Source organism: Paenibacillus sambharensis, from assembly GCF_003233845.1.
Taxonomy (GTDB): domain Bacteria; phylum Bacillota; class Bacilli; order Paenibacillales; family Paenibacillaceae; genus Paenibacillus_I; species Paenibacillus_I sambharensis.
Genome location: NZ_QKRB01000054.1, coordinates 116,408 through 140,785, shown reverse-complemented (window position 1 = coordinate 140,785; position 24,378 = coordinate 116,408). Strand labels below are relative to the sequence as shown.

The following is a 24,378-nucleotide window of genomic DNA, read 5'->3' as shown; positions in this document are numbered from 1 at the left end:
TATCCATACTTGTTAAGCCTCAAATCGGTTATTCCTGTTCAAACAGCAGTTCATCATAAGCCTCTGCTGCGGACTCCCATTCGTCTTCATCGTCAATCGATTCCAGACTCAGCTCACCGCCCGGCTGTTCCACAACCTTGAAGAAGGCAATCTCGTCCTCTTTCCGCATGGCAGGTGTCTGAAGAGCCGCATAAGCCCCGATCCCGGCACGATACTCCGCTAATATACGAAACGACTCCGTACTGCCATCATCGGACACAAGCTCGAGCTCATTGCCAAATGCATCCTTCAGGCGTGCGAGCCGCTCGACGGTACTGGAGAATCCCTGTTCAGCCATCAGCTAATCGCTCTCTTCCAATTCGCCGATCAGCGTATTAAAGGTCTCTTCGACCATGTTCCATTCTTCTTCATCGTCAATCGTGTAAAGCTTGAGATCATCGCCGTCTTCCTCATAACGGAACGCGTACACCTCATCAGTCTCTTCCTCTTCGCTGCTGAGCGGCACAACCATCATGTACTTCTCGTCAGAGCCATCAACTTCGAATTTCATCACGACTTCAAACTCTTCCTCGTTACCTTCTTCATCCGGAATATATATGATTTCCGGTTCTTCAAACTGCATGTCGTCCTTTGTCATCGTTACCCTCACCTTTTCGTATTAGAGTCAAGAAAATTTTGCAAAATGAGCGCTGCCGCCATTTTGTCCACCACTTGCTTCCTCTTCTTGCGGCTGATGTCCGCCTCAAGCAGGGTTCGCTCCGCGGATACTGTGGTCAGCCGTTCATCCCATAGGTGAACAGGTAAGTTTAGTTTCTCGCGCAAGGTTTGCGCAAATGCGATGCAAATTTCGCCACGCGGCCCGATCGTCCCGTTCATGTTCTTCGGCAGACCGACAACGATTTCACTGACCTCGTGTTCCTTAACCAAGCCGGCGATTTCCTCCAGCTCCCCACTGTCCCGTCGTTTAGCGACAACGCCAAGACCCTGGGCGGTCCACCGGAACGCGTCGCTTACGGCAACACCGATTCTCCGGTCGCCGTAATCCAGCCCCATTACACGCATGTACTGCCGGCCCCATTTCCCTGTGCTCGCAGAGCTTACCTGTGCTGACGCAGATAAGCCCGGACAAGCTCCTCGATCAATTCATCTCTTTCCATCTTGCGGATCAGGCTTCTGGCGTTGTTGTGGCGGGGAATGTAAGCCGGATCCCCAGACAGAAGATAACCGACAATCTGGTTAATCGGATTGTATTCCTTCTCCACCAGAGCATCGTAGACCGACAGCAAAATCTCCTCTGAAGAAGATTCCATCTCCTCTGCCTTCACATTGAACTTCATTGTTTTGTCCATGGAACTCATCGCCAGCGCACCTACCTTTCAGGGTAAAACCGTTATCATATTTCCACTATATCACATTTGCCTCTGCGAGAACCAGTTCCTCTGCAAGCACAAGCGCTTCTTGCAGCTTGGACGGGTCCTTGCCGCCTGCCTGGGCCATATCCGGACGACCGCCGCCGCCTCCCCCGCAGCGCGCTGCAATCTCTTTGATCAGCTTGCCGGCGTGGAAGCCCTTCTTCACCAGATCTTCCGATACACTGACCACGAAGTTGACTTTCTCGTCCTGCTTGGCGCCGAGCACCATCACTGTCTGTCCGCCAAGCTTTGGCTTCAGCTCATCGGCGATGCCGCGAAGTGCATCCATGCTGCCCGCATTAACCGCGGCCGCCAGGAATTTCACTTCGCCCAGCTGTTTCACCTGCTGCTCCAGCGATCCTGCTTCAATCCGGGACAGCTTCGCCTGAAGCGACTCGTTCTCACGAGACAGTTCTTTCACCTGACCGAACAGTGCGTCAAGCCGCTTCGGCACATCAGCCACATTGGACTTCAGCATGCCTGCCGCCTGCTTCAGCAGCTCCAGCTGCCCGTCCATATACGTATACGCATGACGGCCTGTAACAGCTTCAATCCGGCGCACGCCCGAGCCGATGCCGCTCTCGCCGATCAGCTTGAACAGCCCGATCTGGGCGGTGTTGGTCACATGGCAGCCGCCGCACAGCTCAATGCTGTAGTCGCCAACCTGGACAACACGGACGGTGTCCCCATACTTCTCACCGAAGAGCGCCATCGCCCCCATCGCCTTGGCTTCCCCGATCTCTTTCCACTCAATAGTAAGCGGTGTGCCGGCCCAGATCTGCTCATTCACCCGGCGCTCAATATCCGCAAGCTCCTCAGCCGTTATGCTCCCGAAGTGTGAAAAGTCAAAGCGCAGCCGTTCTGCCTCAACCAGTGAGCCTGCCTGGTTTACATGCTCGCCGAGGACCTCCTTGAGCGCTTTGTGCAGCAGATGCGTCGCCGTATGGTTCTTGATGATATCGTCGCGCATTCCGCGGGTAACCTCTGCCTTTACCATATCCCCGGTACGCAGCGAGCCCGACTCTACCCGTACAACATGCACGTGCTGGCCGTGCGGCGCTTTGGACATATCGGTTACCTCGGCACGGACACTGCTGCCGGTAAGAGTACCCAGATCGCTGATTTGACCGCCGCTCTCTGCGTAGAACGGCGTCTTGTCCAGAATCACCAGACATTCCGTCCCTTCTGCTGCAGTATCTACAAGCTGGTCGTCCGCGATGATCGCCACGACCTTGGCTTCTGCCTCAAGACGGTCATACCCGATGAATTCACTTACTTCCGTCAAATCAGCAAGCGGTCCGCCCTGCACCTTCATACTGCCGGAGTCCTGGCGAGCAGAGCGGGCACGCTCACGCTGCGACTGCATAGCCGCATCAAAGCCTTCCCGGTCAACCGTCATGTTATGCTCAGCCGCGTAATCCTCCGTGAGGTCAAACGGAAATCCGTACGTATCATAGAGCTTGAACGCATCGTCGCCGCCAATTACTGTACGGCCTGCCTCCCGCGCTGATTCCACCAGGCCGGACAATATTGCCAGCCCGTCAGACAGCGTTTCGTGGAAGCGCTCCTCCTCGGTCCGGATCACCCGCTCGATAAACTCACGCTTGTCCACCACCTCAGGGTAGTAGACACCCATCACATCACCAACCACCTTAGTCAGGCTGAAGAGGAACGGACGGTCAACCCCGAGCTTCTTGCCATAGCGCACAGCACGGCGCAGAAGTCTGCGGATAACATAACCCCGGCCTTCATTGGAAGGGAGTACGCCGTCGCCAACCGAGAATGCAACCGTACGGATATGATCCGCGATTACCTTCAATGCGATATCGGTCTCTGTCTGCTGTTTGTAGCTTACGCCTGCGATCCGGCAGGTTTCCTCAATGATCGGCATGAACAAGTCTGTATCAAAGTTGGATTCAACATCCTGCAGAATAGAAGCGAACCGTTCCAGGCCTGCGCCGGTATCAATATTCTTGTTCGGAAGCGGCGTGTAGCTGCCGTCCTTGTTATGGTTGTACTGGGAGAATACAAGGTTCCAGACTTCGAGGAAACGCTCGTTCTCTCCCCCAGGGAAGCATTCCGGGTCCGCCAGGTCCCCGTACTTCTCACCGCGGTCGTAGAAAATTTCCGTACAAGGTCCGCATGGGCCCTCGCCGATATCCCAGAAGTTATCCTCCAGCTTGATAATACGTTCAGCAGGAAGACCGATCTTCTTGTTCCAGAACTCGAATGCTTCCTCATCCTCGGGGTGGACGGTAACCGAAAGCCGGTTCGGATCGAAGCCGATCCACTGCGGGCTCGTCAGAAACTCCCAGGCCCAGGTAATCGCCTCTTCCTTGAAATAATCGCCTATGGAGAAGTTGCCGAGCATCTCGAAGAACGTATGGTGACGCCGCGTCTTGCCGACATTCTCGATGTCATTGGTGCGGATGCACTTCTGGGAATTCGTAATCCGCGGATTCTCCGGCTTCACCCGCCCGTCAAAATAGGGCTTAAGCGGCGCCATTCCCGCATTAATCCATAGAAGGGTCGGATCGTTATGCGGCACGAGCGGGGCGCTCGGCTCGATATTGTGGCCTTTGCTTTCGAAGAAGGCGAGCCACTTGGAACGGATTTCACTTGCTTTCATGACTGGTTACCCCCAATGGTTATAAAAAAATAAAAAACGCCCTTGCATGATGCAGGGACGAATTGTGTTCGCGGTACCACCCTGGTTATCGGTCCGAAAAACAACAGCCGATCGCCTTCACTAAAGACGTTAACGGGTCTTACCCGGTGAGGTTCGCTCACGCTCTGAAACGAGCTTTCAACCGTCCTGTTCGCCAAGGATTCTCACAGCCGGCAGGTCCCGTGAAAGGACAACTGCCGGAATCCCCTCTCTGCTGGCGGGCTCCGGTTTACTTATGTTTCATCATCGCTTTAAGCCGGTATACGGTTACAGCTGGTATATTCAATGAAAAGTATAGCGAAGGCGGCGAAACCTGTCAAATGGTCTTGCGGCGCACGTAATAAGCGAACAGATGCTGCAAAATCACCTTAAGTGCCGCAAAGATCGGAACAGCCAGAATTAGTCCGACAAGACCGGCTATTTCACCCCCGACCAGCAGAGCAAATATAATTGTGAGGGGATGCATATGAAGAGTACGGCCGACGACCTGCGGCGAAATCACATTGCTCTCGATCACCTGGCAGGCCGTATTCACGATGACGACAAGCAGCATCATTTTGAATGAAATCGTCGAAGCGACGACCAGCGCGGGCGCTGCCCCGAGGAATGGCCCCAGATAAGGAATAACATTGGTGATCATGACAACACCGGCCAGCAGCAGCGGATACGGCAGACCGGAGAGCCAATAGCCGATGTAAGCCAGAATGCCGACCAGCACGCAGACGATAAATTGACCGCGAATGTAACTGCCGAGCGCCTCGTCTATGTCCTTGAACAGCCGGACGGCACTCTGTCTGTGCGCACTGGGCACATAGGCGATCACCGTACGCTCAAACACCGCGAAATCTTTCAAGATGTAGAACGCGAGAAACGGTATGATAAAAGCCACAAACACAACGTTAATCATGGCGCCGATGTTATTCACGAAGGAGATAACCGCTTCCGACATCCGCTTCTCAAGCTCGTAGATTGAATTATTAATGCCTGACCGGATGCTCTCCGGCAGGAAGGAATTATTGTTCAAGTCGTTTATAAACGATTGCGCCCGCATCGTCAGCTCCGGGGCATGCTTATTGAGCGCCTCAAGCTGCTCGACAAACATCGGAATCAGATTGAGCAGCAGAACCGTAAGCGCCGCGCAGAAAACCGCATAGATCAACAGCACGGCTACAGAGCGGGGCATTTTTCGTTCGGCAAGCATACAGACAATCGGATTAAGCACATAAGAGATGATCATCGCAATGAGGAAAGGGGCCAGCACTGTTTTCAGAAAACTGTACACCACTACAATAACCGGCTTCAGCTGCAGCAGAAGAAGCAGCGCCGTAAGTGCCAGAATGACAAGAACAAGACCATAAAACAAGCGGCTGTTGGACCACTTTTCCACTCTATCCCCCCTTTGCACCGCGTCAATCAGAACCTGTACCATCATTATATGTACAAGGTGGACAATTCATCCTTTTTCCCTGAACGCAATAACTTCCTCAAGGGGGCTGAGCGCTTACAAACCTCAAAAAAAGACAGCCTTAAGGGGCTGTCTTTGGTGCTCCGTGCGCGCGGGACGCGCCGTTTATGTAGCGTGAATGTGATGGACTGGCTGATCTTCAAAAAACAGATCGTCCAGAGAGCTGAGTGTTCCGTCTTCCTCTACCTGGAATACAGACATCTTCTCTCCGTTAACTGTCAGTTCTATGAAGCAGCCCCAGCAATAAAATTGGTGCGAGCCGATTTTTCCGATATCCTTCGAGTTGCAATTGGGGCATCTCATCATAAAAGCATATCTCCCTATTTTCCCGTTTCAGAAGCGACGATTGCCTCCAGGTCTCTCTCGCAGCGGGCAGGCACGATAATGGCATCCTCCCCCAATGTGACTTCGTCAGGGTCAGCGGGTGCTTTCAGCCACTTCCGCCCTTCCATCAAGTCCGAGACAAAACCATCTGACAATTCAAACCCTACTAATGGTGTACCCATTTCTTTCCTAAAATAAACATCTGAGACATGTCCAAGCTGGTGGCCCTTCTCGGTAATGACCGCCATATCCCGCAGCTTGATCATGCCTGTTTGGAAGGTACGGCCAATCTCGGAGGCGCGAAGACGCCGGACGTCCTTCCCGTCCTTGATCATGACTGCATCGCTGCCGCAAGCTTGTACATTATCCCATAGAACAGCAGTATAGTAGGTTGTCAGCCACCATCTGCTTGCCTTTATAATCAGGCCTGAGGCAACCCAGTGCTCATCGAACCACAGATCCAGCACCTTGCCTATCTGGTCGCCCGTGCCAATCTCGATAACTGGCAGTCTGAGCACATTCTGAAGCTTGATCACAATAAATCGTAAGCCCCCTAAGTATTACTACGGATTCGCTTCACAACGGTTGCAATTTTGCCAGCCGCTGTCTCCACTTCTTCCATAGTATTCCCCAAACCGAAGCTGAAACGCACGGCCGACATAAGCCGCTGCTCCGGAAGGCCCATTGCCTTCAACACGTGCGAGCGCTCAAGCGAGCCCGATGTGCAGGCTGATCCGCTTGCCGCGGCTATACCTTCCATATCCAGGTTCATCAGCATCGTCTCCGTATCCGTTCCGATCAGGCTGATGTTCGTGATGTGGGGAAGACGGCTGTCCAGACTGCCGTTGACCACGGCACGGTCTTCGCCCAGTGCTTCCTGGATCAGCTGCTCAAACCGGTCGCGGAGTGCCGCCGTATCGAGAGCCTTGTTATGTAAATCTGAAGCAGAGATCCGCACCGCTTCGGCAAAGCCGGCGATTCCGGCGATATTCTCGGTTCCAGCCCGCCGCTTGCGCTCCTGCGCTCCACCGAAGACAGACGGCTCAAACGGTGTTCCTGCTGCTATGTACAACGCACCGGTGCCATGCGGCCCGTTAATCTTATGTGCCGAGAAGGACACGAAATCTGCCGCAAGCTCTGACAGACGGATAGGTACAGCACCCAGAGCCTGCACAGCATCTATGTGATATAAAGCACCGTGGCTGTGCACCAGCTCGCCGATCTGCTCAACTGGCTGCAGTGTACCCACCTCATTGTTCCCCCACATAATGCTGACAAGGCCTGTCTCTGGACGAAGGGCCTGCTGCAAATCGTCTATCCGGATTTTGCCCTCCTGGTCAACCGGCAGAACCGTTACGTCAAATCCCCGCTCTGCGAGCGCCTCACAGGCATGCAGTACCGCGTGATGCTCAACTGCCGATGTGATGATATGGTTACGGCCCCTCTTCCGCATGGCGGCCGCTCCGCCCATCAAGGCAGCATTGTCGCTTTCCGTTCCTCCCGAAGTGAAGACAAGCTCGGAAGGCTTGCAGCCGATAACCTCCGCTGTCAGGTCTCTTGCCTTGTTAAGCCGCTGCCTGGCGGCACGGCCATAAGCATGGATGCTTGAAGCATTGCCCGGCTGTCCTTGCAGGATGTCCATCATCACTTCCACTACCTGCGGATGCATCGGTGTCGTAGCTGCATGATCCAGATAAAAGGTTCTCATCGCTATCATTCCCTAGTCTTCTTTAAATGTAGAACATATAGCTGTCAATTTCACTCTCATCCTTAAAGGCGATCAGGTCAGCCAGTGTCGTGGAGTCGAGCACACTTGCAATGCTGTCCCGGATCCGGAGCCACAGATCCCGCTTGGCCGGATCATCCTCTTCGGTAAAATCGACCGGCGAAATCGGACCTTCCAGAATCCGGATAATGTCGCCTGCCGTTACACTTTCGGGCTCCTTGGACAGCACATAACCGCCATAGGCTCCCCGGATGCTCTTCACCATACCGGCATTCCGCAGCGGCGCAACCAGCTGTTCAAGATAATGCTCCGACAACTGGTTCCGTTCCGCGATGCTCTTAAGAGAAAGTGGACCCTCGCCAAACTTAGCAGCAAGCTCCATCATAATCGTCAGACCGTAACGGCCTTTCGTTGAGATTTTCAAATTATGCGCACCTCTTCCGTCCGAACGGCACCGGCCCGCCCAACGGGCCTGCACCTGTAGTATCAACCTAAAGCAAACCATGGTATTCCCATAACAGTTCTATGTTAACATATCAATTTAAGTTTGCGTTAAAAAACGTGTCGCCTCCATAAATTAATTCGTTCGACTCATGCCCTGCGACTTGCTCATCATCGAATCCTTCCCGTTTGCCGTCTGGATATGAAAACATACTGCGGGATGTGGTACAATGTTAAGACGGCCAGAACATTGTTTTGGTTGCATATCAGGCTATATGTCAGGCGGTGAATATAATGACACAGAAGAGCAACAGCGAAACACGCGTAGTCGTGGGCATGTCGGGCGGCGTCGATTCCTCGGTAACCGCACTTCTGCTCAAGCAGCAGGGCTATGATGTGATCGGCATTTTTATGAAGAACTGGGATGATACCGATGAGTTCGGCCACTGCACGGCTGAAGAGGACGCTGAGGACGTCCGCCGTGTGTGCGACCAAATCGGCATTCCTTACTATACGGTTAATTTCGAGGAAGCGTATTATGATAAAGTATTCAGCTACTTCCTCGATGAATATAAGCGCGGGCGCACGCCTAATCCCGATGTCATGTGCAACCGCGAGATCAAGTTTGGCGATTTCCTGAAGAAGGCGCTCAGTCTCGGTGCTGACTACCTGGCAACCGGACATTACGCCCGTGTAGAGCAGTCTGGCGGTGGTGTACGTCTGCTGCGGGGTGTAGATGCCGGCAAGGATCAGACCTACTTCCTTCACGCACTGTCTCAGGAACAGCTGTCCAAGGCGATGTTTCCGATCGGCCACCTGCCGAAGCCGGAAGTGCGCCGCATTGCAGAGGAAGCCGGTCTTGCTACTGCGAAGAAGAAGGACAGCACGGGCGTCTGTTTTATCGGAGAGCGCAACTTCAAGGAGTTCCTCAGCGGCTATCTGCCGGCCAAGCCTGGCAGCATGATTGATGTACGGACAGGTGAGATCAAAGGCCGTCACGACGGGCTTATGTACTACACCCTCGGTCAGCGCCAGGGGCTGGGAATCGGCGGATCGGGCACCGGAGAGCCCTGGTTCGTCGCGGATAAGAACCTGGAGCGCAACGAGCTGATCGTTGTGCAGGGCGAGAACCATCCCGTGCTGTATTCCGAAGGACTTACAGCTGCGGGCGTCAACTGGATTGCTCCTTCCAAGCCGGAAGGCTCGTTCCGGTGCACGGCCAAGTTCCGTTACAGGCAGCCTGATCAAGGCGTAACCGTCAACGTTTTGGCGGATGGGACAGCAGAGGTTGTCTTTGACAAACTCCAGAAGGCTGTTACGCCTGGCCAGTCCGTCGTCTTCTACAATGGCGAGATCTGCCTCGGCGGCGGTACGATTGACCGCGTTCACAAGGTTGACCCGGCCAAATTCGAAGGTGCGCCAGGCAGCACGGTTACAACGCGTTAACGGTAAAGCCTTGCGGCCGGGTAAGCTACAAGGCTTACTTTATTCCAGATCCGTTACATCCGGTTGGCAAGTAAGAGCCAGAGCTTCAATCATTGTAAAAAAAGGCTGCCAGTCTGGTCACTAGGACCGCCGGCAGCCTTTTCTATTGCTTACTATCCCGTCTCCGACTGAAGCATCGGATCCTCGCTATCCTGAGAGTCCAGGAGTTTGACCGTTATTCGTGAGATACGGAGATGATCGGTTTCCTCGATCTTGAATTCGTGGGTATCGCGATAATAGACGCTTTGCCCCTTCTTCGGCGGAATTTCCACTTGTGCATAAATCCAGCCGCCAATCGTATCATAATCATCGCTCTCGATCTCAAGGCCGAAGTAGCTGTTCACCTCTTCAATCAGCATCAAGCCGTTGATTGAATAGGTTTGCTCGTCGCGCTGCTCCAGATCCGGACGCTCCTCATCAAACTCATCCTGAATCTCACCGACGATCTCTTCCATGATATCCTCTAGTGTGACCAGACCGGAGGTACCGCCGTATTCATCAATAAGGATGGCAATTTGCGTCTTCTTCTTCTGCATAAGCTTCAGCAGTGTGCTGATCTGCATCGATTCCGGCACCGTCGTAATCGGGCGTGTTATCTGGCGGATGCTGGTCAATTTCTGGGCACTTACTTTGAGCAGATCTTTTATATGGACGAAACCGATAATGTTGTCTTTGTCCTGTTCGCAGACCGGATAACGGGTATGCATCTCCTGCAGCGCAAACTTCTGGTTCTCCTCAAAGGAGAGATTGGCGTACAGACAGTTCATCTCCGTCCGTGGAATCATAATCTCCTTCGCAGTGGTATCCGCGAAATCAAAGATATTGTCCACGAGGGTAAGCTCCGTGTTGTCAATCAGCCCGCTCTTATGGCTTTCCTTCATCAAAATCCGGATTTCTTCCTCCGTATGGGCGGATTCATGCTCGGATGCGGGTGCAATGCCAAACAGCTTCAACAACCTGTTGGCGGTTCCATTTAGAAACCAGATGAACGGATACATGATTTTGTGGAAAATAATCAGCGGCCACGCGGTCAGCAGCGTAATGCCCTCTGATTTGCGGATTGCAAGCGTCTTAGGCGCCAATTCACCAAGCACGATGTGCATGAACGTAATCAGCGAAAAAGCAATAATAAATGCAATCGTATGAACGACTACTGCACTTCCGACTCCGAGCTCCATCAGCCAAGGCTCAAGAATCCTGGCGATTGCCGGTTCACCGAGCCAGCCCAGACCAAGCGAAGCCAGCGTGATGCCCAGCTGACAGACAGACAAGTAGGCGTCCAGGTTATTCGTCACCTGAACCGCATACTGGGCCCTCTTGTGGCCTTCAAGCATCAGGGAGTCAATCCGGCTGCCTCTCACCTTAACCATGGCGAACTCAGCCGCTACAAAAAAGCCGTTCAAAAATACCAGTAACAAAATCAAGATCAAGCTCAAAAATATGGGTAACGGGTCGCTGTTCAACGATTCCCTGTCTCCGTTTGCCGCCTGGCGGCTTTAGCGGGGGACAGGTGCACCTCCTTCAGGGTATAAAATATAATAAATCGTTATAATAATTAAGATTAGTCGATCATGGCCTTCGGCGTCAAACGCCGGTTTCAAGGCTGTATTTATGTTTATTCGGCATAGGTTGACCTTTATGAACCTTTTGCTGGCTCTAACGATGATTTTTGCCCTTCTATCTCGGTGTACCACGGTTTCGGCGGCGTTTGGCCTGATTTTGCTGGATTTTTTCCTCCATGCCCTGCGCTGTTGCCCGGTAATAGTCATGACCCCGCAGATTGTCGGGCAGGTACTGCTGCTCCACATAATGGCCCGGATAGTCATGGGGGTATAAATAACCGGTGTGGCCAAGCTGCACGGAGCCCTTATAATGGCCATCCCGGAGATGCAGCGGCACCTCCATCGTACCGCTCCGCTCAATCGCCGCTCCAATACGGCCGATCGCTTCCGTGACCGCATTGGACTTCGGACTCTCCACCGCAAACAGGATCGCCTGCGATATATTGTACTTGGCCTCCGGCCAGCCGATCTTATGGTAGGCGTCCATTGCGGTTACTGCCTGCACCATCGCCTGGGGATTCGCCAGTCCAATGTCTTCACTGCAGGCCACAATCAACCGCCGCAGGAAGGTCATCGGGTCCATCCCAAGCTTCTCTACCGCGTACAGAAACCAGAACAATGCCGCATCGCTGGATCCTCTGACACTCTTATGAAAGGCTGACAGAACATCGTACTGGGTAGATTCATCAGCCTTCATCGTCGGCTTGCGGATCGACTCCTCAGCAACCTCCAGGTTGATATGAACGGAACCATCCGGCTGCGATGGCGTCGTTACAGCAGCCAGCTCCAGCGCATTGAGCGCCCTCCTGATGTCGCCTCCGGCCATGGAAGCGATATGTGCCAGCGCATCCTCATCGGCCTGCAGCCTCATGAAGCCCAAGCCCCTGTCCTTGTCCTTCAGCGCACGCCGCATGGCTTCCATTGCATGCTCCCCGGTCAGCGGCTCAAGCTGAAACAGCGTAGATCTCGACAGCAGTGCCCCGTTAACATGGTGGAACGGATTTTCGGTCGTAGCGCCAATAAAGATAATAATCCCCTGCTCCACAGCCGGCAGCAGCGCATCCTGGCGTGATGTATTAAAGCGATGGACTTCATCCAAGAACAGGATTGTCTTCCTGCCGTACATCGATTTCGTCGTTTTCGCCCGGTCAATGACCTCGCGGACATCCTTAACCGACGCATCGACGGCGTTCAGCTTGATGAAATCTCCCTCGGTTTTCTTTGAGATAATATGGGCAAGTGTTGTCTTGCCGCAGCCCGGAGGGCCATACAGCAGTATGGAAGACACCTGGTCCCCCTCAATCGCCCTTCTAAGCAGCTTGCCCGGGCCCACGATATGGTCTTGGCCGATATAGTCGTCCAGCGTCTCTGGACGCATGCGGTCCGCTAGCAGCCTGGCCCGGGGCTTTGCTTCTTCCTGATAGGAGAATAAGTCCATATCCGCTTTCCTTTCGTCCGTAACTTAATTATTTCAATGCCATTATACCATATTCGCACACATGTTCTCTACTTGCCTTTATCAGCACAGGTCAATACAGCACAAAAAACCGGCAGGTACATCCTTCATCCCCGCCGGCTCTTTGAGCGTGCTGGAGCACGAGTACGATCAGCCCTTGGCATAGGGGCCCTTCATTCCCTGCTTCAGCTTCTGAATCGATTCAGCAATTCGCCTGGTGCGTGTTTCCTCCCGCTTGGCGTCCTTCACCCAGCGGATATATTCCTTCCGGCCAGAAGCAGGCAGCCTGTCGAAGAATGCGGCTGCCTCAGGCTCCGCAGCCAATGCTTGTCCCAGTTCTACCGGAACTGTCTCCGCTTCGGCCGCAGCAGCCCGGGAGCCAGCCATGGAGCCTTTATCAGGGATGCGCTGCGGTCTCGTTCTGCTGGCTACGGCGGAAGAAGGGCGAAAACGGCTGGCTGTCCACGTATCATCCACTGCTACCTGAGCGATGCCCGCCAGTCCTCTTGACGTTACAGCTTCCCAGCCCTTATCCCGGTTAAGGTCGGTCTTAATCCCCGAGCTGCCCTTGGGATAACAGATCCACAGCAAGCCGTCATGCTTGGCAGCCGTCACCGCTGACGGCGCATATTCGTTGAGTTCAGCTACGGATCCAGCAAACAGCATGACAAAGTCATACTTTCCGGAAGCTCCTTCGTCGAAACGACAGGCCTCTTCCGCTAATCCCAGTTCCCTGATATAAGCATCTTCAGGCGGGTTCATGATAAGAGCCTTCATACCCGGTTCCAGCCGCAATTTGCGCACCAAGGCCTCATTCACAGCTGTACACCATTTCGCTCCAGCAGCTCACGCACGGCTACACTCACCATAATCAGTCCGGCTACAGGCGGGACGAAGGCGTTGCTCGCAGGCGGCATCTTTGCTTTGCGGATTTCCGGTGCGTTCTCCGGTACGATGCGCTGGGTTACGTCCTCTCGAGGCTTCTTAGGCTCCTCAGTCGAGAATACAACCTTAACCCCTCGCTTTACGCCCTCACGGCGGAGCTTCTGGCGCACCACCCTGGCTACAGGGTCCGTATGGGTCTTCGAGATATCGACCACCTGGAATTTGGTCGGGTCCATCTTGTTAGCCGCTCCCATACTCGAGATGATCGGTATCTTCCGCTCCAGACACTGCTTGATGAGATGAACTTTATACGACAGTGTATCGGATGCGTCCAGCACATAATCAAGCTCATATTCAAACAGCTTCTCATAAGTTTCTTCCGTGTAGAACATGCGCAGCGAAACCGCGTCGCACTCCGGATTAATCAGCTTGATACGCTCCTGCATCAGATCGGCCTTTGGCTGGCCGACCGTAGTCGTAAGCGCATGGATTTGCCGGTTTACATTGGTAATGTCGACTACGTCCTTGTCAATCAGGATAATCCGGCCTACCCCAGTCCGGGCCAGCGCCTCGGCTGCAATGGAACCGACTCCGCCGATTCCGAGCACGGCAACCGTACTGTTCTTCATTACCTCAAGCCCTTCAGGCCCGATCGCAAGCTCCGTACGGGAAAACTGGTGCAGCATCTTAAACATCGCTCCTTCCGGGCAGATCATCATTGTCAGCATATCCCTGCCTGCTGTCCGTTTACTTAAGAATGGACCGCCTCTCCAGGAAATTAACCCGTAATGAGACAGTCCACACTTTTTCCATTCCATCATGTTAGCCATGGATAACTGCCTTTCAGGCAGTCACCCTGGTATCGTTCTGTTGTTAAGCTTTCGGTGCTTCTGCCTGCCCAGGCTTAGCACTAGGCTTCGGCACGGTACGAATATGCAGCTGCTGAAGCTGGGACGGCTCAACTGGCGCCGGCGCGTCACACAGCAGGTCTGTGGCATTCGCTGTCTTTGGAAATGCGATCGTCTCACGGAGGTTGGTCCGGCCTGTCAGAAGCATAACGAGACGGTCAAAACCAAAGGCGATGCCGCCATGAGGCGGTGTGCCATATTCGAACGCTTCAAGCAGGTAGCCAAAGGACTCATAAGCCTCTTCCATCGTGAAGCCGAGTGCCTTGAACATCATTTCCTGCACCTCGCGCTTGTAGATCCGCATCGAACCGCCGCCAACCTCATAACCGTTCAGAACAAGGTCATACGCTTGTGCGCGAATGGCGCCAGGGTCGGTTTCGAACAGATGAAGATCATCTTCATGCGGACGGGTGAACGGATGATGCTCCGCTACATAGCGCTTCGCCTCTTCGTCCCAGCCAAGCAGCGGGAAATCAACTACCCAAGCGAATTTATAGACGGAATCGTCAATCAGACCCAGCTCGCGGCCAATCTTCAGACGCAGGTTGCCAAGCACATCTGCAACCACCTTCTTCTTATCGGCCGAGAACAGGAGCAGGTCCCCTTCTTCGACGCCAAGGCGTTCAGTCAATGCGCTGATCTCTTCCGGCTTGAAGAATTTGACGATTGGCCCGCGCCACTCGCCTTCCTTGACGGTGACCCATGCAAGACCCTTGCCGCCGTAGCGTGCCGCAAACGGCTGCAGATCATCCAGCTCCTTACGGCTCCAGCCTGCGCAGCCTTTGGCATTAAGCGCCTTGACGACGCCGCCTGAGCCAGCCACGCTTGCAAACACCTTCACATCACTGCCGGAGACGATATCCGTAATATCCTCCATCTCCAGGCCAAAACGCAGGTCAGGCTTATCCGAGCCATACTTGTTCATGGCATCGGCATACGTAATACGCTGGAACGGACGGGACAGCTCGGCGCCTACCGTTTCACGGAACAGCTTAACCGCCAGCTCTTCCATCATATCAAGCAGCTGGTCCTGGGACAGGAAGGAGGTCTCAATGTCCACCTGTGTAAACTCCGGCTGACGATCCGCACGGAGGTCTTCATCACGGAAGCAGCGTGCGATCTGGTAGTAGCGCTCAATGCCGCCGACCATCAGCAGCTGCTTGAAAATTTGCGGCGATTGCGGAAGCGCATAGAACTCCTCCGGATGAACCCGGCTTGGTACCAGGTAGTCTCTCGCGCCTTCAGGGGAGCTCTTGGTCAGAATCGGTGTCTCCACCTCGATAAAGCCATTGTCGTCCAGATAGTCACGGAAAATTTTGGCTGCCTTTGAACGAAGCAGCAGCGTGTTCTGCATCTCCGGCCGGCGAAGATCCAGATAACGGTACTTCAGACGCAGCGATTCATCAACCTCCACGCCATCCTCAACCGGGAATGGAGGTGTCTTGGCCGCACTCATAATCTCGATTTCTTTAACGCGGATTTCGATTTCGCCTGTCGCAATGTTCGGATTGAACGTTTCCGGGTCACGCTGGACCACTTCACCGCTAACAGCAAGCACGTATTCGCTGCGGGCGCGGTCAGCAATGTCAAGCGCTTCTCCGGAGAAGTCCGGGTTAAATACGATCTGTACAATACCGGTACGGTCACGCAGATCAATGAAGAGCACGCCGCCTAGGTCGCGTCTGCGCTGTACCCAGCCATTCAAGGTTACCTTTGTTCCGACATCGGATTTCGTCAGTTTGCCGCAGTCATGTGTTTTGAGCATCATAATCTTAGTTCCTGCCTTTCTATGTTCCTCTTTGGTTTATTGTGAGATGGACTGCTTGATTTCATCCGCAAGCTTGTCCAGTGATACCACACGCTGCTCGCCGGATTCCATATGCTTCAGCGCAATCTCGCCGCGCGCCAGCTCATCCTCGCCGAGGATCGCCGTAAAGCGCGCTTCATAGCGGTCGGCCGACTTCATCTGTGCCTTCATCTTGCGCCCGAGATAATCGCGGTCGGCGGCAATGCCCTGTTCCCGGAGCTGCTGCACGATCCGTACGGTTTCCCGCTCTGCGTCCTCGCCGAGCCCGACCACATACACATCCAGACGGCTGAGGCCTTCAAGCTCATTCGTCTTGCTCTCAAGCAGCATGACAGCCCGCTCAAGACCAATACCAAAGCCAATGCCAGGCTGATCCGGACCGCCGATCTCCCCGACTAGCCCGTTGTAACGGCCGCCGCCGCCAACCGTGTCGATTGCCCCGATGCCTTCCGCCTTGTATTCAAAAGCGGTGTGCGTATAGTAGTCGAGTCCGCGTACCAGACGGGAATTAATAGAATAGCCGATTCCCATGGCCTCCAGGTATGCTTTTACCGCTTCAAAATGCGTGCTGCACTCCTCATCCAGACTATCCAGTATCGAAGGCGCATCCGTGAAATGCTTCTGGTCCGTCTTACAGTCCAGAACGCGCAGCGGGTTGCGGTCCATCCGTGACTGGCAGTCCTTGCACAGCGTCTCACGCATCGGCTCCAGGAAGCTAAGCAGCTTCTCGCGGAAAGCAGCGCGGACGGACGGAGTACCAACCGAGTTGATCTCCACGCGCACATCCTTCAGTCCTATGGAGTGGAAGAATGACAAGCCGAGCGCGATCACCTCCGCGTCAATCGCCGGATCGGCTGAACCAAGCGCCTCCACGCCGAACTGGTGGAACTGACGGTAACGCCCTGCCTGCTGGCGCTCATAGCGGAACATCGGGCCGATATAATACAGCTTGCCGACGTCCGGCTCCCCGTAAAGCTTGTTCTCGACGTAGGCCCGCACCACACCTGCCGTCCCTTCGGGACGAAGTGTAATGCTGCGGTCTCCCCTGTCCGTGAAGGTATACATCTCTTTTTCCACGATATCCGTTGTTTCGCCGACCCCCCGCTTGAACAGGTCCGTCGATTCAAACATCGGCGTCCGGATTTCCCGGTAGTTATAGCTGCGGCACAGCTCTCTGGCCTTGCCTTCCACAAACTGCCACTTCGCAGTTGCAGCAGGAAGAAAATCTTGTGTGCCTGGCGGCTTCTGAAAAGCCATCTGCATCCCCTCCTTCTTCGTATTTAACATTTCGCAGCGGCTGTTGCTGCCGGTCTGCCGAAATAGCGGTGAATGTAAAAAAGTCCCCCGCCTCAAGCGCACGCTGCGCTTGGGGCGAGAGACTGTTATCAGCTCACGCGGTACCACCCATGTTCCGGTCATCTGCCAATATGCAGTCTAACCGCTCAACGGTTAACGCCCGTTACACGCGTACCAGCTATTACAGCATACCGCTCAGCGGTCTGCCAGTTCACCGGACGTTCTCGGGGAGGTTCTTTCGCCTGCTCAGCATAAAGACGTTTGCAGCCTGGACGTCTCTCTCTGGGTATGTGATGCAGATTACTTGGTCCCGTCATCGAATCTTCTGCAGCTGTATCCGCTGCCTTCAGTTGATTACCAATTTTACCTGCCACGACACGTAAAGTCAAGATTCGCACAGCTTTTTTTGCCGCCGTGGGCCTTAAGGTCATACCAAAGAAAATAACCTGCAGCCATTGGGGCCGCAGGTCCAAAGTTTATATCGTATAAAAAAGGGGGTCGACTATTATTCTAGCCGGACGATATTAGAGGAACATGTTAATTAGATTACAGTCTTATTACAATAAATAAAGCGTTTACGCAAGAATCGAAAATAGAAACACCGGCGCCTAAACGCACGGTGCTTCTATTACTCTTGCGGTACTACAGCATCTCCCTGTGCGGGCGGGCCCGTCCTCCCGACCATAAGGCTGAAGCAGGACGTTCGGGAGCCCTGTCGGCAGCTGTCATGCCGGACAGGGCCTCACGGCGTTCTGCCTGCATCAGCCCGTTAGCCGTCCTTATGATCTGCTGCTCCTTGGGTGCTTGTCGCATGGGCTGCTTCTGGCTCCTTTCGACATCTTCTGTCTCCATTTGCCATTAGTGTTTCCAGCATCCCGGAATCTAACCGTCTAGGCTGTCGACAATTAGTGTTACCGGTCCCCAATTAATAAGCTCTACATCCATCATAGCGCCGAAGCGGCCTGTCTCAACGTGCAGGCCCTGGGCACGCAGCAATTCATTGAACTGATTATAAAGCGGCTCAGCCTGATCCGGTCTGGCAGCAGCCATGAAGTTGGGCCTTCTACCCTTGCGGCAGTCCCCGTAGAGGGTGAATTGCGACACGGACAGTACGGCACCGCCGATGTCGGATACGGACAGGTTCATCTTCCCATCCTGATCTTCGAATATCCGGAGACCGGCCAGCTTGTCCGCCATCCAGCGGATGTCACGCTCTGTATCCCTCTGCGTAAATCCGACGAGCAGCATCAGCCCCTCTTCGATCGTCCCGGTAACCTCGCCTGCGACCGTAACGGAGGCCGAACGGCAGCGCTGTACAACAACTCTCATCGTATCCTCCCGAGTCTCCTTCATCCCTGCCAATGTTATTGCATGATCCGGTGTACCGAGAACACATCCTGAATGCGCTTGATTTTGTCGACAACCGACTGCAAATGCTCAATGTTTCGGATCAGAATCGTCATATGAATCAACGCAAGCTTGTTCTTGTCTGAACGGCCCGATACAGCCGAGATATTCGTCTTGCTCTCCGATACCACCTGGAGCACCTCGTTCAGCAAGCCCTTGCGGTCGTGACCTCGGATCTCAATATCGACGGCATAGTTCGCTTCCACCGACTGCTCCCATTCCACCTCAATCACCCGCGCTGCTTCTTCCCCGTCGCCTGTGGTTGGAATATTGTTGCAATCCGTCCGGTGTACCGAAACGCCTCTGCCCCGTGTTATATAACCGACAATTTCATCGCCGGGCACCGGATTGCAGCAGCGTGCGAACCGGACCAGCATATTATCAACGCCCTTCACACGGATGCCGTGTGTCGGCCGCTTCTTCTTCGCAATCGTCGGCGACTTCATCTCTTTCACTTCCGAAGTCAGCTCAATCTTGCTTGCTTCCTCTGCTTCCTTGCGGAGCTTCTCCGTCAGCTTGGTCACGATCTGGGCCGCCGTAATTCCTCCAAAGCCCACAGCGGACAGCATGTCCTCAATATCATGGAAGGTGAATTTGTTCGCCGCTTCCATCAGCTTATCATCCTGCAGCCACTGTGAGGGCTCCAGTCCGAGACGCTTCAGCTCCCGCTCCAGCATGTCACGGCCCTTCGCGACATTCTCTTCACGCTTCTCCTTCTTGAACCACTGCTTGATCTTGCTTCTGGCATGGGAGGACTGCGCGATCTTGATCCAGTCCTGGCTTGGTCCATATGAATGCTTAGACGTCAGAATTTCAACAATATCTCCCGTCTTTAGCTTATGATCCAGCGGCACGATCCGGCCGTTCACCTTTGCGCCAATCGTCCGGTTGCCCACCTCTGTATGGACCCGGTAAGCGAAGTCCAGCGGCACTGAACCCGCAGGAAGCTCAAACACTTCTCCCTTGGGCGTAAATACAAACACGAGATCGGAGAAGAAATCCATCTTCAGTGATTCCATAAACTCGGATGCATCCCGCGCTTCATCCTGAAGCTCCAGAATCTCCCGGAACCACTTCATCTTCTCGCCGAAGCTTGTGTTCGGGTTGCTTCCGCCTTCCTTATACGCCCAATGCGCAGCGATACCGTACTCGCTCGTCCGGTGCATCTCCCAGGTGCGAATCTGCACCTCCGTGGGCTCGCCGTTAGGCCCGATCACCGTTGTGTGCAGCGACTGGTACATATTCGCCTTCGGCATTGCGATATAGTCCTTGAAGCGCCCCGGCATCGGCCGCCACAGCGTGTGAATAATGCCGAGCGTAGCATAACAGTCTTTAATATTGTCGACAATGATGCGGATCGCCAGCAGATCGTAGATTTCATTGAACTGCTTGTTCTTGTCCTGCATCTTCTTGAAGATGCTGTAGATATGCTTGGGCCGGCCGGAGATATCACCTTCAATGCCCATCTCCGACAGCTTCTCCTTAATCTTGCTGATCACGTCTGAGATGAACTGCTCCCGTTCCACCCGCTTCTTCTGCATCAGGTTGGCAATCCTGTAATACTGCTGAGGGTTCAGATACCGCAGCGCGATATCCTCCATCTCCCACTTGATTGCCGAGATGCCAAGCCTATGTGCGATTGGACAGAAGATTTCCAGCGTTTCGTATGCGATCCGCCGCTGGGCTTCCTCTGACTGGAACTTCAGGGTACGCATATTGTGCAGCCGGTCAGCCAGCTTAATAAGAATGACCCGGATATCCTGCGCCATCGCCACAAACATCTTCCGGTAATTCTCATTCTGCTGTTCTTCCTTGGAACGGAATTTGATCTTCTCCAGCTTGGTCAAGCCGTCAACCAGCATGGCGCATGTATCACCAAAACGAATGCGGACTTCCTCAAGCGGCACCGTCGTATCCTCCACGACATCATGAAGGAGAGCCGCAATGATAGAGATCACATCCATCTGCATGTTCACAATAATCTCCGCAACCGCAACCGGATGCAATATATAAGGTTCTCCCGATTTTCGCACTTGGCCGTGATGGGCTTGTTCGGCAAAATCGTAGGCTTCCCTGACGCGCTCCAGGTCCGATTCTCTCAGGTAGGTCGATGCCTTTTCGAGTAACTGCTCTATGCCCATGAAACGTCCTTTCCGAAACAGAGTCCCTCGCGACAATTTGAATCTTGTCTTTCCGAGTTTTCTAATATTATGCCTGTAATAATGGGCAAACGTCAACTGCCTGCCGCGCGCTTTCATCCAAGCTTCATGTCACCTGACTGCGGATGAATCAGTATTAGGAAATAGATGGAAGTGTAATACTGGCCATTCCATTACAGGAAAACCCCAACCTGCTGTAGCTGGCAGGTTGGGGCCTTAGACTATCGGAATATACGCATCTGCCGCAGCAGCTGGGTATTAATAAGTAACAAGCGAGAACACATCGACACCGTTCAGCTTGTCCCTTCCGGACAGGTAGGAAAGCTCAATCAGGAATGAGGCTCCGGCCACTTCGCCGCCCACCGACTTGATCAGATTCATTGTGGAGGAAATTGTACCTCCCGTAGCAAGCAGGTCATCCGCAATAAGAACACGCTGTCCCGGGCTGATCGCATCCTTATGCATAGCCAGACGGTCCTTGCCGTATTCGAGGTCGTACGATGCTTCAATGGTTTCGCCAGGAAGCTTGCCGCTCTTGCGGATCGGCACAAATCCGACGCCCAGTGACAGCGCCAGCGGTGCACCGATGACAAATCCGCGTGCCTCCGGGCCTGCAACAATATCAATCTCGAGATGCTTAACTCCTTCCTTAAGCGCCTCGATGGCAGCCCGGTAAGCTTCCCCGTCCTTCAGCAGGGTGGTGATATCTTTGAACCGGATTCCCGGCTGCGGGAAGTCAGGGATAACACGGATATAATCTTTGAAGTTCATCTGTAATCCTCCTAGGACCAAGTGGAATAATGTGATCGTATCAAATATAAAGCCGAATGGAAACAAACTTTTACAGCCAGTTATTTACAATCCTCTGAGCCACTGCCCAAGCTCGGCAGCTGGACCAAGCCACAGCCGTTCATAAACGGCCGCCTGTTCAGCCCGCTTATACAGCCTGGACTCTGCCAGATCCCTCCGCTCCGGTTTTGTAACAATCTTCAGATTGCCTTCTTCCGAAAGGATAAACCCCAGCTCAATAAATACATCAATCATCATGCGAATCGCTGCCTCAGGCCACCCGGTCCAAGCCAGAGCAAGATGGACACGGTCGTAAATCAGCTCACCTGGCGATAGCTTGCGAACCGCCTGATAAATTTCCGCAAAGTGGCTGCGTTCCGGAAAGCGGGGGGCACGCCGGTCCGGCTTATACAGCGCATGGACAGCCTCCAGACTGGCAGAACGCTGGATGAATGCGGACAGACTCTCTCCGCACGGCGGTTTATCCAGGAGCACAAGCACGGTGCAGTCCATCTCAAGACCAGACAGCTGATCATAGTGAAGGGTCACAGAATGCTTCGCCCCCCCGGTATCCCATCCATCCGCACGAACCGCTTCCATGCCTGCTGCAGCTTCCTTAAACGAAGGATCATGAGTCAGAATCAGGATACAGGCTTCTTCTGCTCCGGGCTGCCGGTTACCTGTTGGGCGCTGCTGCAAGGCACCCGGTGACGCGTACAATGCTTGAAGCTGCCTTATGACTGTCAGAGGGTCCTTCTCTCCCCTTCCATCAAAGAACTGCCTGTGCGGAATACGAAGATCACGAATAAGCAGCTGCGGCTTCTCGATCCCATTCCATTCATTCACACTAAGCTCACCCAGCATTTCTACGCTTGCTTCTTCCGTTATCCGCTTCGCCAGCTCGCCGAGCCCGAAGCCAACCGCTTCTAATGCTCCACGGCCGCGGGCAGCAGTCAGTCTGAGGTGCTTGCCCTCCTTGCCGATCGCCCGCTTTTCCTTGAGTCGGCTTGCTGTTACCAGCAGCTTGGGCTGCGGGTTCCCCGCCCCAAACGGCTCAAGAAGCTGCAGCTGGCGGACGGTATCAAGGTCAGCTTCATCTGCACCGCACACCAGATCAACAGCAGTCTTGCGGATCAGGTCCTCCTCCTGCAGCCACTCCCCCGCCAGCTTGTCAAGCATGAGCTCCAGCTCATCCAGCCTGTCCCGGTGCAGTGTCATGCCTGCCGCTGCCTGGTGTCCCCCATAATGTTCGAGCAGGGCGGCACACTCGGTTAAAGCCGCATGAAGGTCGTAACCGTCTATGGAACGGGCCGAGCCCTTCGCCTTGCCCGTCTCCCGGTCTATGCCCAGCACTAAGGTCGGCCGGTAGTGGCGCTCGATCAGCTTCGAAGCGACAATACCGACAACGCCAACATTCCAGCCCTCCGCAGCTACGACGATCACCCCTGGTTCGGGCTTTCCCTGTCCGGCTGCTGCCCGGCACTTGTCCGACCAGAGCGCTTCTGCTTCCTTCACCATCGTATCTACAATCTGCTGGCGTTCGCGGTTAAGAGCATCCAGCGAATCCGCATGCAGCTCCGCTTCAGCCGGCTCGGCGGACGCAAGCAGCCTGACCGCGATATCGGCATGCGCTAGTCTGCCAGCAGCGTTAATACGCGGTGCCATGCCAAAGGCAATCCCTTCTGAGCTTAGGTTGTCCAGATGAATACCGCTGACTTCAGCCAGCGCGCGGAAACCCGGTTCAGCTGTATGCCTTAGCTGCTCCAGGCCTTTTTTTACCAGCACTCTATTCTCATCTACCAGCGGCATTAAATCCGCAATTGTACCCAGAGCGACCAGATCTGTCCATTCCAGCGGGGTACGGCCGAGCAAAGCTGTCGCCAGCTTGAATGCCACTCCAACGCCCGCAAGCCCCTTAAAGGGATACGGGCAGTCTTTCTGCTTCGGATTAATAATGGCCGCCGCTTCCGGCAGAACCGCAGGAGGCTCATGATGGTCAGTTACTACAACATCTATGCCCAGCTTACCGGCGTATGCAATTTGTTCGACTGCACTGATCCCTGTATCAACGGTTATCAGCAGCTTCACGCCGGCAGCAGCTGCAGCTTCTACCGCCGCATTGTTCAAGCCATAGCCCTCCAGCTGCCGGTGCGGGATATAGTAATCGAACGTGCTGCCGAGACTTCTGAGCAGCCGGATCATCAGCGACGTGCTGGAAACCCCATCCGCATCATAATCCCCGTATATCCTGATGGCCTCTCCCCCGGCCAGCGCCTGCCGGATTCGGTGTACGCCCTGCTCCAGCCCTTTCAGCTTGTATGGGTCATGAAGCAGTTCAAGCTCTCCATATAGAAACCGCTTAGCAGCCTCCACGCCAGTAATCCCTCTCTGCAAAAGCAGTCTAGCCGTAAGCGGCGACAAGCTTAGTTCACCAGCTATGAGGGCTGCGCTTTTCTCTTCTTCGTCTGTCAGCTTCGAAACGACCCAGCGGGTCTTCGAATTAAGCAACGCCTCTTCCCCCCTGCCCATAAATACCTACCAGCCTGCCGTAGAAGCGTGTAATCCCACAAGCAGCAAAAAACCGCCGC

At 54.2% G+C, this 24,378-nt stretch carries 22 protein-coding genes; 1 reads left to right on the top strand and 21 read right to left on the bottom strand.

The window, feature by feature from the left end; genetic code table 11:
- Positions 1–28 precede the first annotated feature (28 nt).
- The 10 genes from DNH61_RS19685 to cymR all read right to left on the bottom strand — a co-directional run bounded on the left by DNH61_RS19685 (position 29) and on the right by cymR (position 8,019).
- Positions 29–337, bottom strand: a complete 309-nt coding sequence (locus tag DNH61_RS19685; protein WP_111148535.1) for a DUF1292 domain-containing protein — start codon at positions 335–337, stop codon at positions 29–31.
- Between the two features lie 3 nt (positions 338–340).
- A complete protein-coding gene (locus DNH61_RS19680) occupies positions 341–637 on the bottom strand; it encodes a DUF1292 domain-containing protein (protein ID WP_111148534.1) in 297 nt (98 codons plus the stop codon).
- Between the two features lie 8 nt (positions 638–645).
- Complete coding sequence (ruvX, locus tag DNH61_RS19675; RefSeq protein ID WP_111148533.1) at positions 646–1,062, bottom strand: Holliday junction resolvase RuvX; 417 nt, start codon at positions 1,060–1,062, stop codon at positions 646–648.
- A gap of 35 nt (positions 1,063–1,097) precedes the next feature.
- Positions 1,098–1,358 (bottom strand): IreB family regulatory phosphoprotein, encoded by a 261-nt coding sequence (locus DNH61_RS19670; RefSeq protein ID WP_111148532.1) that lies wholly within the window; start codon positions 1,356–1,358, stop codon positions 1,098–1,100.
- Between the two features lie 46 nt (positions 1,359–1,404).
- Positions 1,405–4,041: an alanine--tRNA ligase gene (alaS, locus tag DNH61_RS19665; RefSeq protein WP_111148531.1), complete on the bottom strand. Its 2,637-nt coding sequence runs from the start codon at positions 4,039–4,041 to the stop codon at positions 1,405–1,407.
- A gap of 355 nt (positions 4,042–4,396) precedes the next feature.
- Entirely contained in the window at positions 4,397–5,467 is a 1,071-nt protein-coding gene (locus tag DNH61_RS19660; protein ID WP_181438795.1) for an AI-2E family transporter, read from the bottom strand.
- A 183-nt stretch (positions 5,468–5,650) separates the two neighbouring features.
- A complete protein-coding gene (locus tag DNH61_RS19655) occupies positions 5,651–5,851 on the bottom strand; it encodes a hypothetical protein (RefSeq protein WP_111148530.1) in 201 nt (66 codons plus the stop codon).
- 14 nt (positions 5,852–5,865) lie between these two features.
- The gene (locus tag DNH61_RS19650) at positions 5,866–6,405 is read right to left on the bottom strand and encodes a PRC-barrel domain-containing protein (RefSeq protein ID WP_111148529.1); all 540 of its coding nucleotides are present in this window, start codon (positions 6,403–6,405) and stop codon (positions 5,866–5,868) included.
- A gap of 17 nt (positions 6,406–6,422) precedes the next feature.
- A complete protein-coding gene (locus DNH61_RS19645; RefSeq protein ID WP_111148600.1) occupies positions 6,423–7,577 on the bottom strand; it encodes a cysteine desulfurase family protein in 1,155 nt (384 codons plus the stop codon).
- Between the two features lie 22 nt (positions 7,578–7,599).
- Positions 7,600–8,019: a cysteine metabolism transcriptional regulator CymR gene (cymR, locus tag DNH61_RS19640; RefSeq protein WP_111148528.1), complete on the bottom strand. Its 420-nt coding sequence runs from the start codon at positions 8,017–8,019 to the stop codon at positions 7,600–7,602.
- Between the two features lie 290 nt (positions 8,020–8,309).
- Here cymR and mnmA point away from each other — a divergent pair, with 290 nt between their 5' ends.
- Positions 8,310–9,482 carry a tRNA 2-thiouridine(34) synthase MnmA gene (gene mnmA, locus DNH61_RS19635; protein ID WP_281272425.1) on the top strand — a complete coding sequence of 391 codons (1,173 nt, stop codon included), beginning with the start codon at positions 8,310–8,312 and terminating at the stop codon, positions 9,480–9,482.
- Positions 9,483–9,634: 152 nt separating this feature from the next.
- Here mnmA and DNH61_RS19630 read toward each other — a convergent pair whose 3' ends face one another.
- The 11 genes from DNH61_RS19630 to recJ all read right to left on the bottom strand — a co-directional run bounded on the left by DNH61_RS19630 (position 9,635) and on the right by recJ (position 24,298).
- Entirely contained in the window at positions 9,635–10,984 is a 1,350-nt protein-coding gene (locus tag DNH61_RS19630) for a hemolysin family protein (RefSeq protein ID WP_111148526.1), read from the bottom strand.
- 214 nt (positions 10,985–11,198) lie between these two features.
- A complete protein-coding gene (locus tag DNH61_RS19625; RefSeq protein ID WP_111148525.1) occupies positions 11,199–12,521 on the bottom strand; it encodes a replication-associated recombination protein A in 1,323 nt (440 codons plus the stop codon).
- Positions 12,522–12,689: 168 nt separating this feature from the next.
- Positions 12,690–13,343, bottom strand: coding sequence for a YdeI/OmpD-associated family protein (locus DNH61_RS19620; protein WP_146241093.1), 654 nt, complete (start codon positions 13,341–13,343; stop codon positions 12,690–12,692).
- Between the two features lie 11 nt (positions 13,344–13,354).
- Entirely contained in the window at positions 13,355–14,110 is a 756-nt protein-coding gene (locus DNH61_RS19615; protein WP_111148599.1) for a tRNA threonylcarbamoyladenosine dehydratase, read from the bottom strand.
- 187 nt (positions 14,111–14,297) lie between these two features.
- On the bottom strand, positions 14,298–16,100 hold the full coding sequence (gene aspS, locus DNH61_RS19610) for an aspartate--tRNA ligase (RefSeq protein ID WP_111148523.1): 1,803 nt from the start codon (positions 16,098–16,100) through the stop codon (positions 14,298–14,300).
- Positions 16,101–16,136: 36 nt separating this feature from the next.
- Entirely contained in the window at positions 16,137–17,396 is a 1,260-nt protein-coding gene (gene hisS / locus DNH61_RS19605; RefSeq protein WP_111148522.1) for a histidine--tRNA ligase, read from the bottom strand.
- 681 nt (positions 17,397–18,077) lie between these two features.
- Entirely contained in the window at positions 18,078–18,248 is a 171-nt protein-coding gene (locus tag DNH61_RS26485; RefSeq protein WP_181438794.1) for a hypothetical protein, read from the bottom strand.
- Between the two features lie 69 nt (positions 18,249–18,317).
- Complete coding sequence (dtd, locus tag DNH61_RS19595; RefSeq protein WP_111148520.1) at positions 18,318–18,764, bottom strand: D-aminoacyl-tRNA deacylase; 447 nt, start codon at positions 18,762–18,764, stop codon at positions 18,318–18,320.
- Positions 18,765–18,799: 35 nt separating this feature from the next.
- Complete coding sequence (locus tag DNH61_RS19590; protein WP_111148519.1) at positions 18,800–20,983, bottom strand: RelA/SpoT family protein; 2,184 nt, start codon at positions 20,981–20,983, stop codon at positions 18,800–18,802.
- A 276-nt stretch (positions 20,984–21,259) separates the two neighbouring features.
- Positions 21,260–21,772 (bottom strand): adenine phosphoribosyltransferase, encoded by a 513-nt coding sequence (locus DNH61_RS19585; RefSeq protein WP_111148518.1) that lies wholly within the window; start codon positions 21,770–21,772, stop codon positions 21,260–21,262.
- Between the two features lie 84 nt (positions 21,773–21,856).
- Positions 21,857–24,298 carry a single-stranded-DNA-specific exonuclease RecJ gene (gene recJ / locus DNH61_RS19580; RefSeq protein ID WP_111148598.1) on the bottom strand — a complete coding sequence of 814 codons (2,442 nt, stop codon included), beginning with the start codon at positions 24,296–24,298 and terminating at the stop codon, positions 21,857–21,859.
- Positions 24,299–24,378: the final 80 nt, after the last annotated feature.

Excerpts from the sequence above, each read along its gene's own strand:
- DNH61_RS19685 (WP_111148535.1), bottom strand. The coding sequence starts at position 337 with ATGGCTGAACAGGGATTCTCCAGTACCGTCGAGCGGCTCGCACGCCTG.
- DNH61_RS19680 (WP_111148534.1), bottom strand. The coding sequence starts at position 637 with ATGACAAAGGACGACATGCAGTTTGAAGAACCGGAAATCATATATATT.
- ruvX (WP_111148533.1), bottom strand. The coding sequence starts at position 1,062 with ATGCGTGTAATGGGGCTGGATTACGGCGACCGGAGAATCGGTGTTGCC.
- DNH61_RS19670 (WP_111148532.1), bottom strand. The coding sequence starts at position 1,358 with ATGAGTTCCATGGACAAAACAATGAAGTTCAATGTGAAGGCAGAGGAG.
- alaS (WP_111148531.1), bottom strand. The coding sequence starts at position 4,041 with ATGAAAGCAAGTGAAATCCGTTCCAAGTGGCTCGCCTTCTTCGAAAGC.
- DNH61_RS19655 (WP_111148530.1), bottom strand. The coding sequence starts at position 5,851 with ATGATGAGATGCCCCAATTGCAACTCGAAGGATATCGGAAAAATCGGC.
- DNH61_RS19645 (WP_111148600.1), bottom strand. The coding sequence starts at position 7,577 with ATGAGAACCTTTTATCTGGATCATGCAGCTACGACACCGATGCATCCG.
- DNH61_RS19625 (WP_111148525.1), bottom strand. The coding sequence starts at position 12,521 with ATGGACTTATTCTCCTATCAGGAAGAAGCAAAGCCCCGGGCCAGGCTG.
- DNH61_RS19615 (WP_111148599.1), bottom strand. The coding sequence starts at position 14,110 with ATGCTGCACCAGTTTTCCCGTACGGAGCTTGCGATCGGGCCTGAAGGG.
- aspS (WP_111148523.1), bottom strand. The coding sequence starts at position 16,100 with ATGATGCTCAAAACACATGACTGCGGCAAACTGACGAAATCCGATGTC.
- hisS (WP_111148522.1), bottom strand. The coding sequence starts at position 17,396 with ATGGCTTTTCAGAAGCCGCCAGGCACACAAGATTTTCTTCCTGCTGCA.
- DNH61_RS26485 (WP_181438794.1), bottom strand. The coding sequence starts at position 18,248 with ATGCGACAAGCACCCAAGGAGCAGCAGATCATAAGGACGGCTAACGGG.
- dtd (WP_111148520.1), bottom strand. The coding sequence starts at position 18,764 with ATGAGAGTTGTTGTACAGCGCTGCCGTTCGGCCTCCGTTACGGTCGCA.
- DNH61_RS19590 (WP_111148519.1), bottom strand. The coding sequence starts at position 20,983 with ATGGGCATAGAGCAGTTACTCGAAAAGGCATCGACCTACCTGAGAGAA.
- DNH61_RS19585 (WP_111148518.1), bottom strand. The coding sequence starts at position 21,772 with ATGAACTTCAAAGATTATATCCGTGTTATCCCTGACTTCCCGCAGCCG.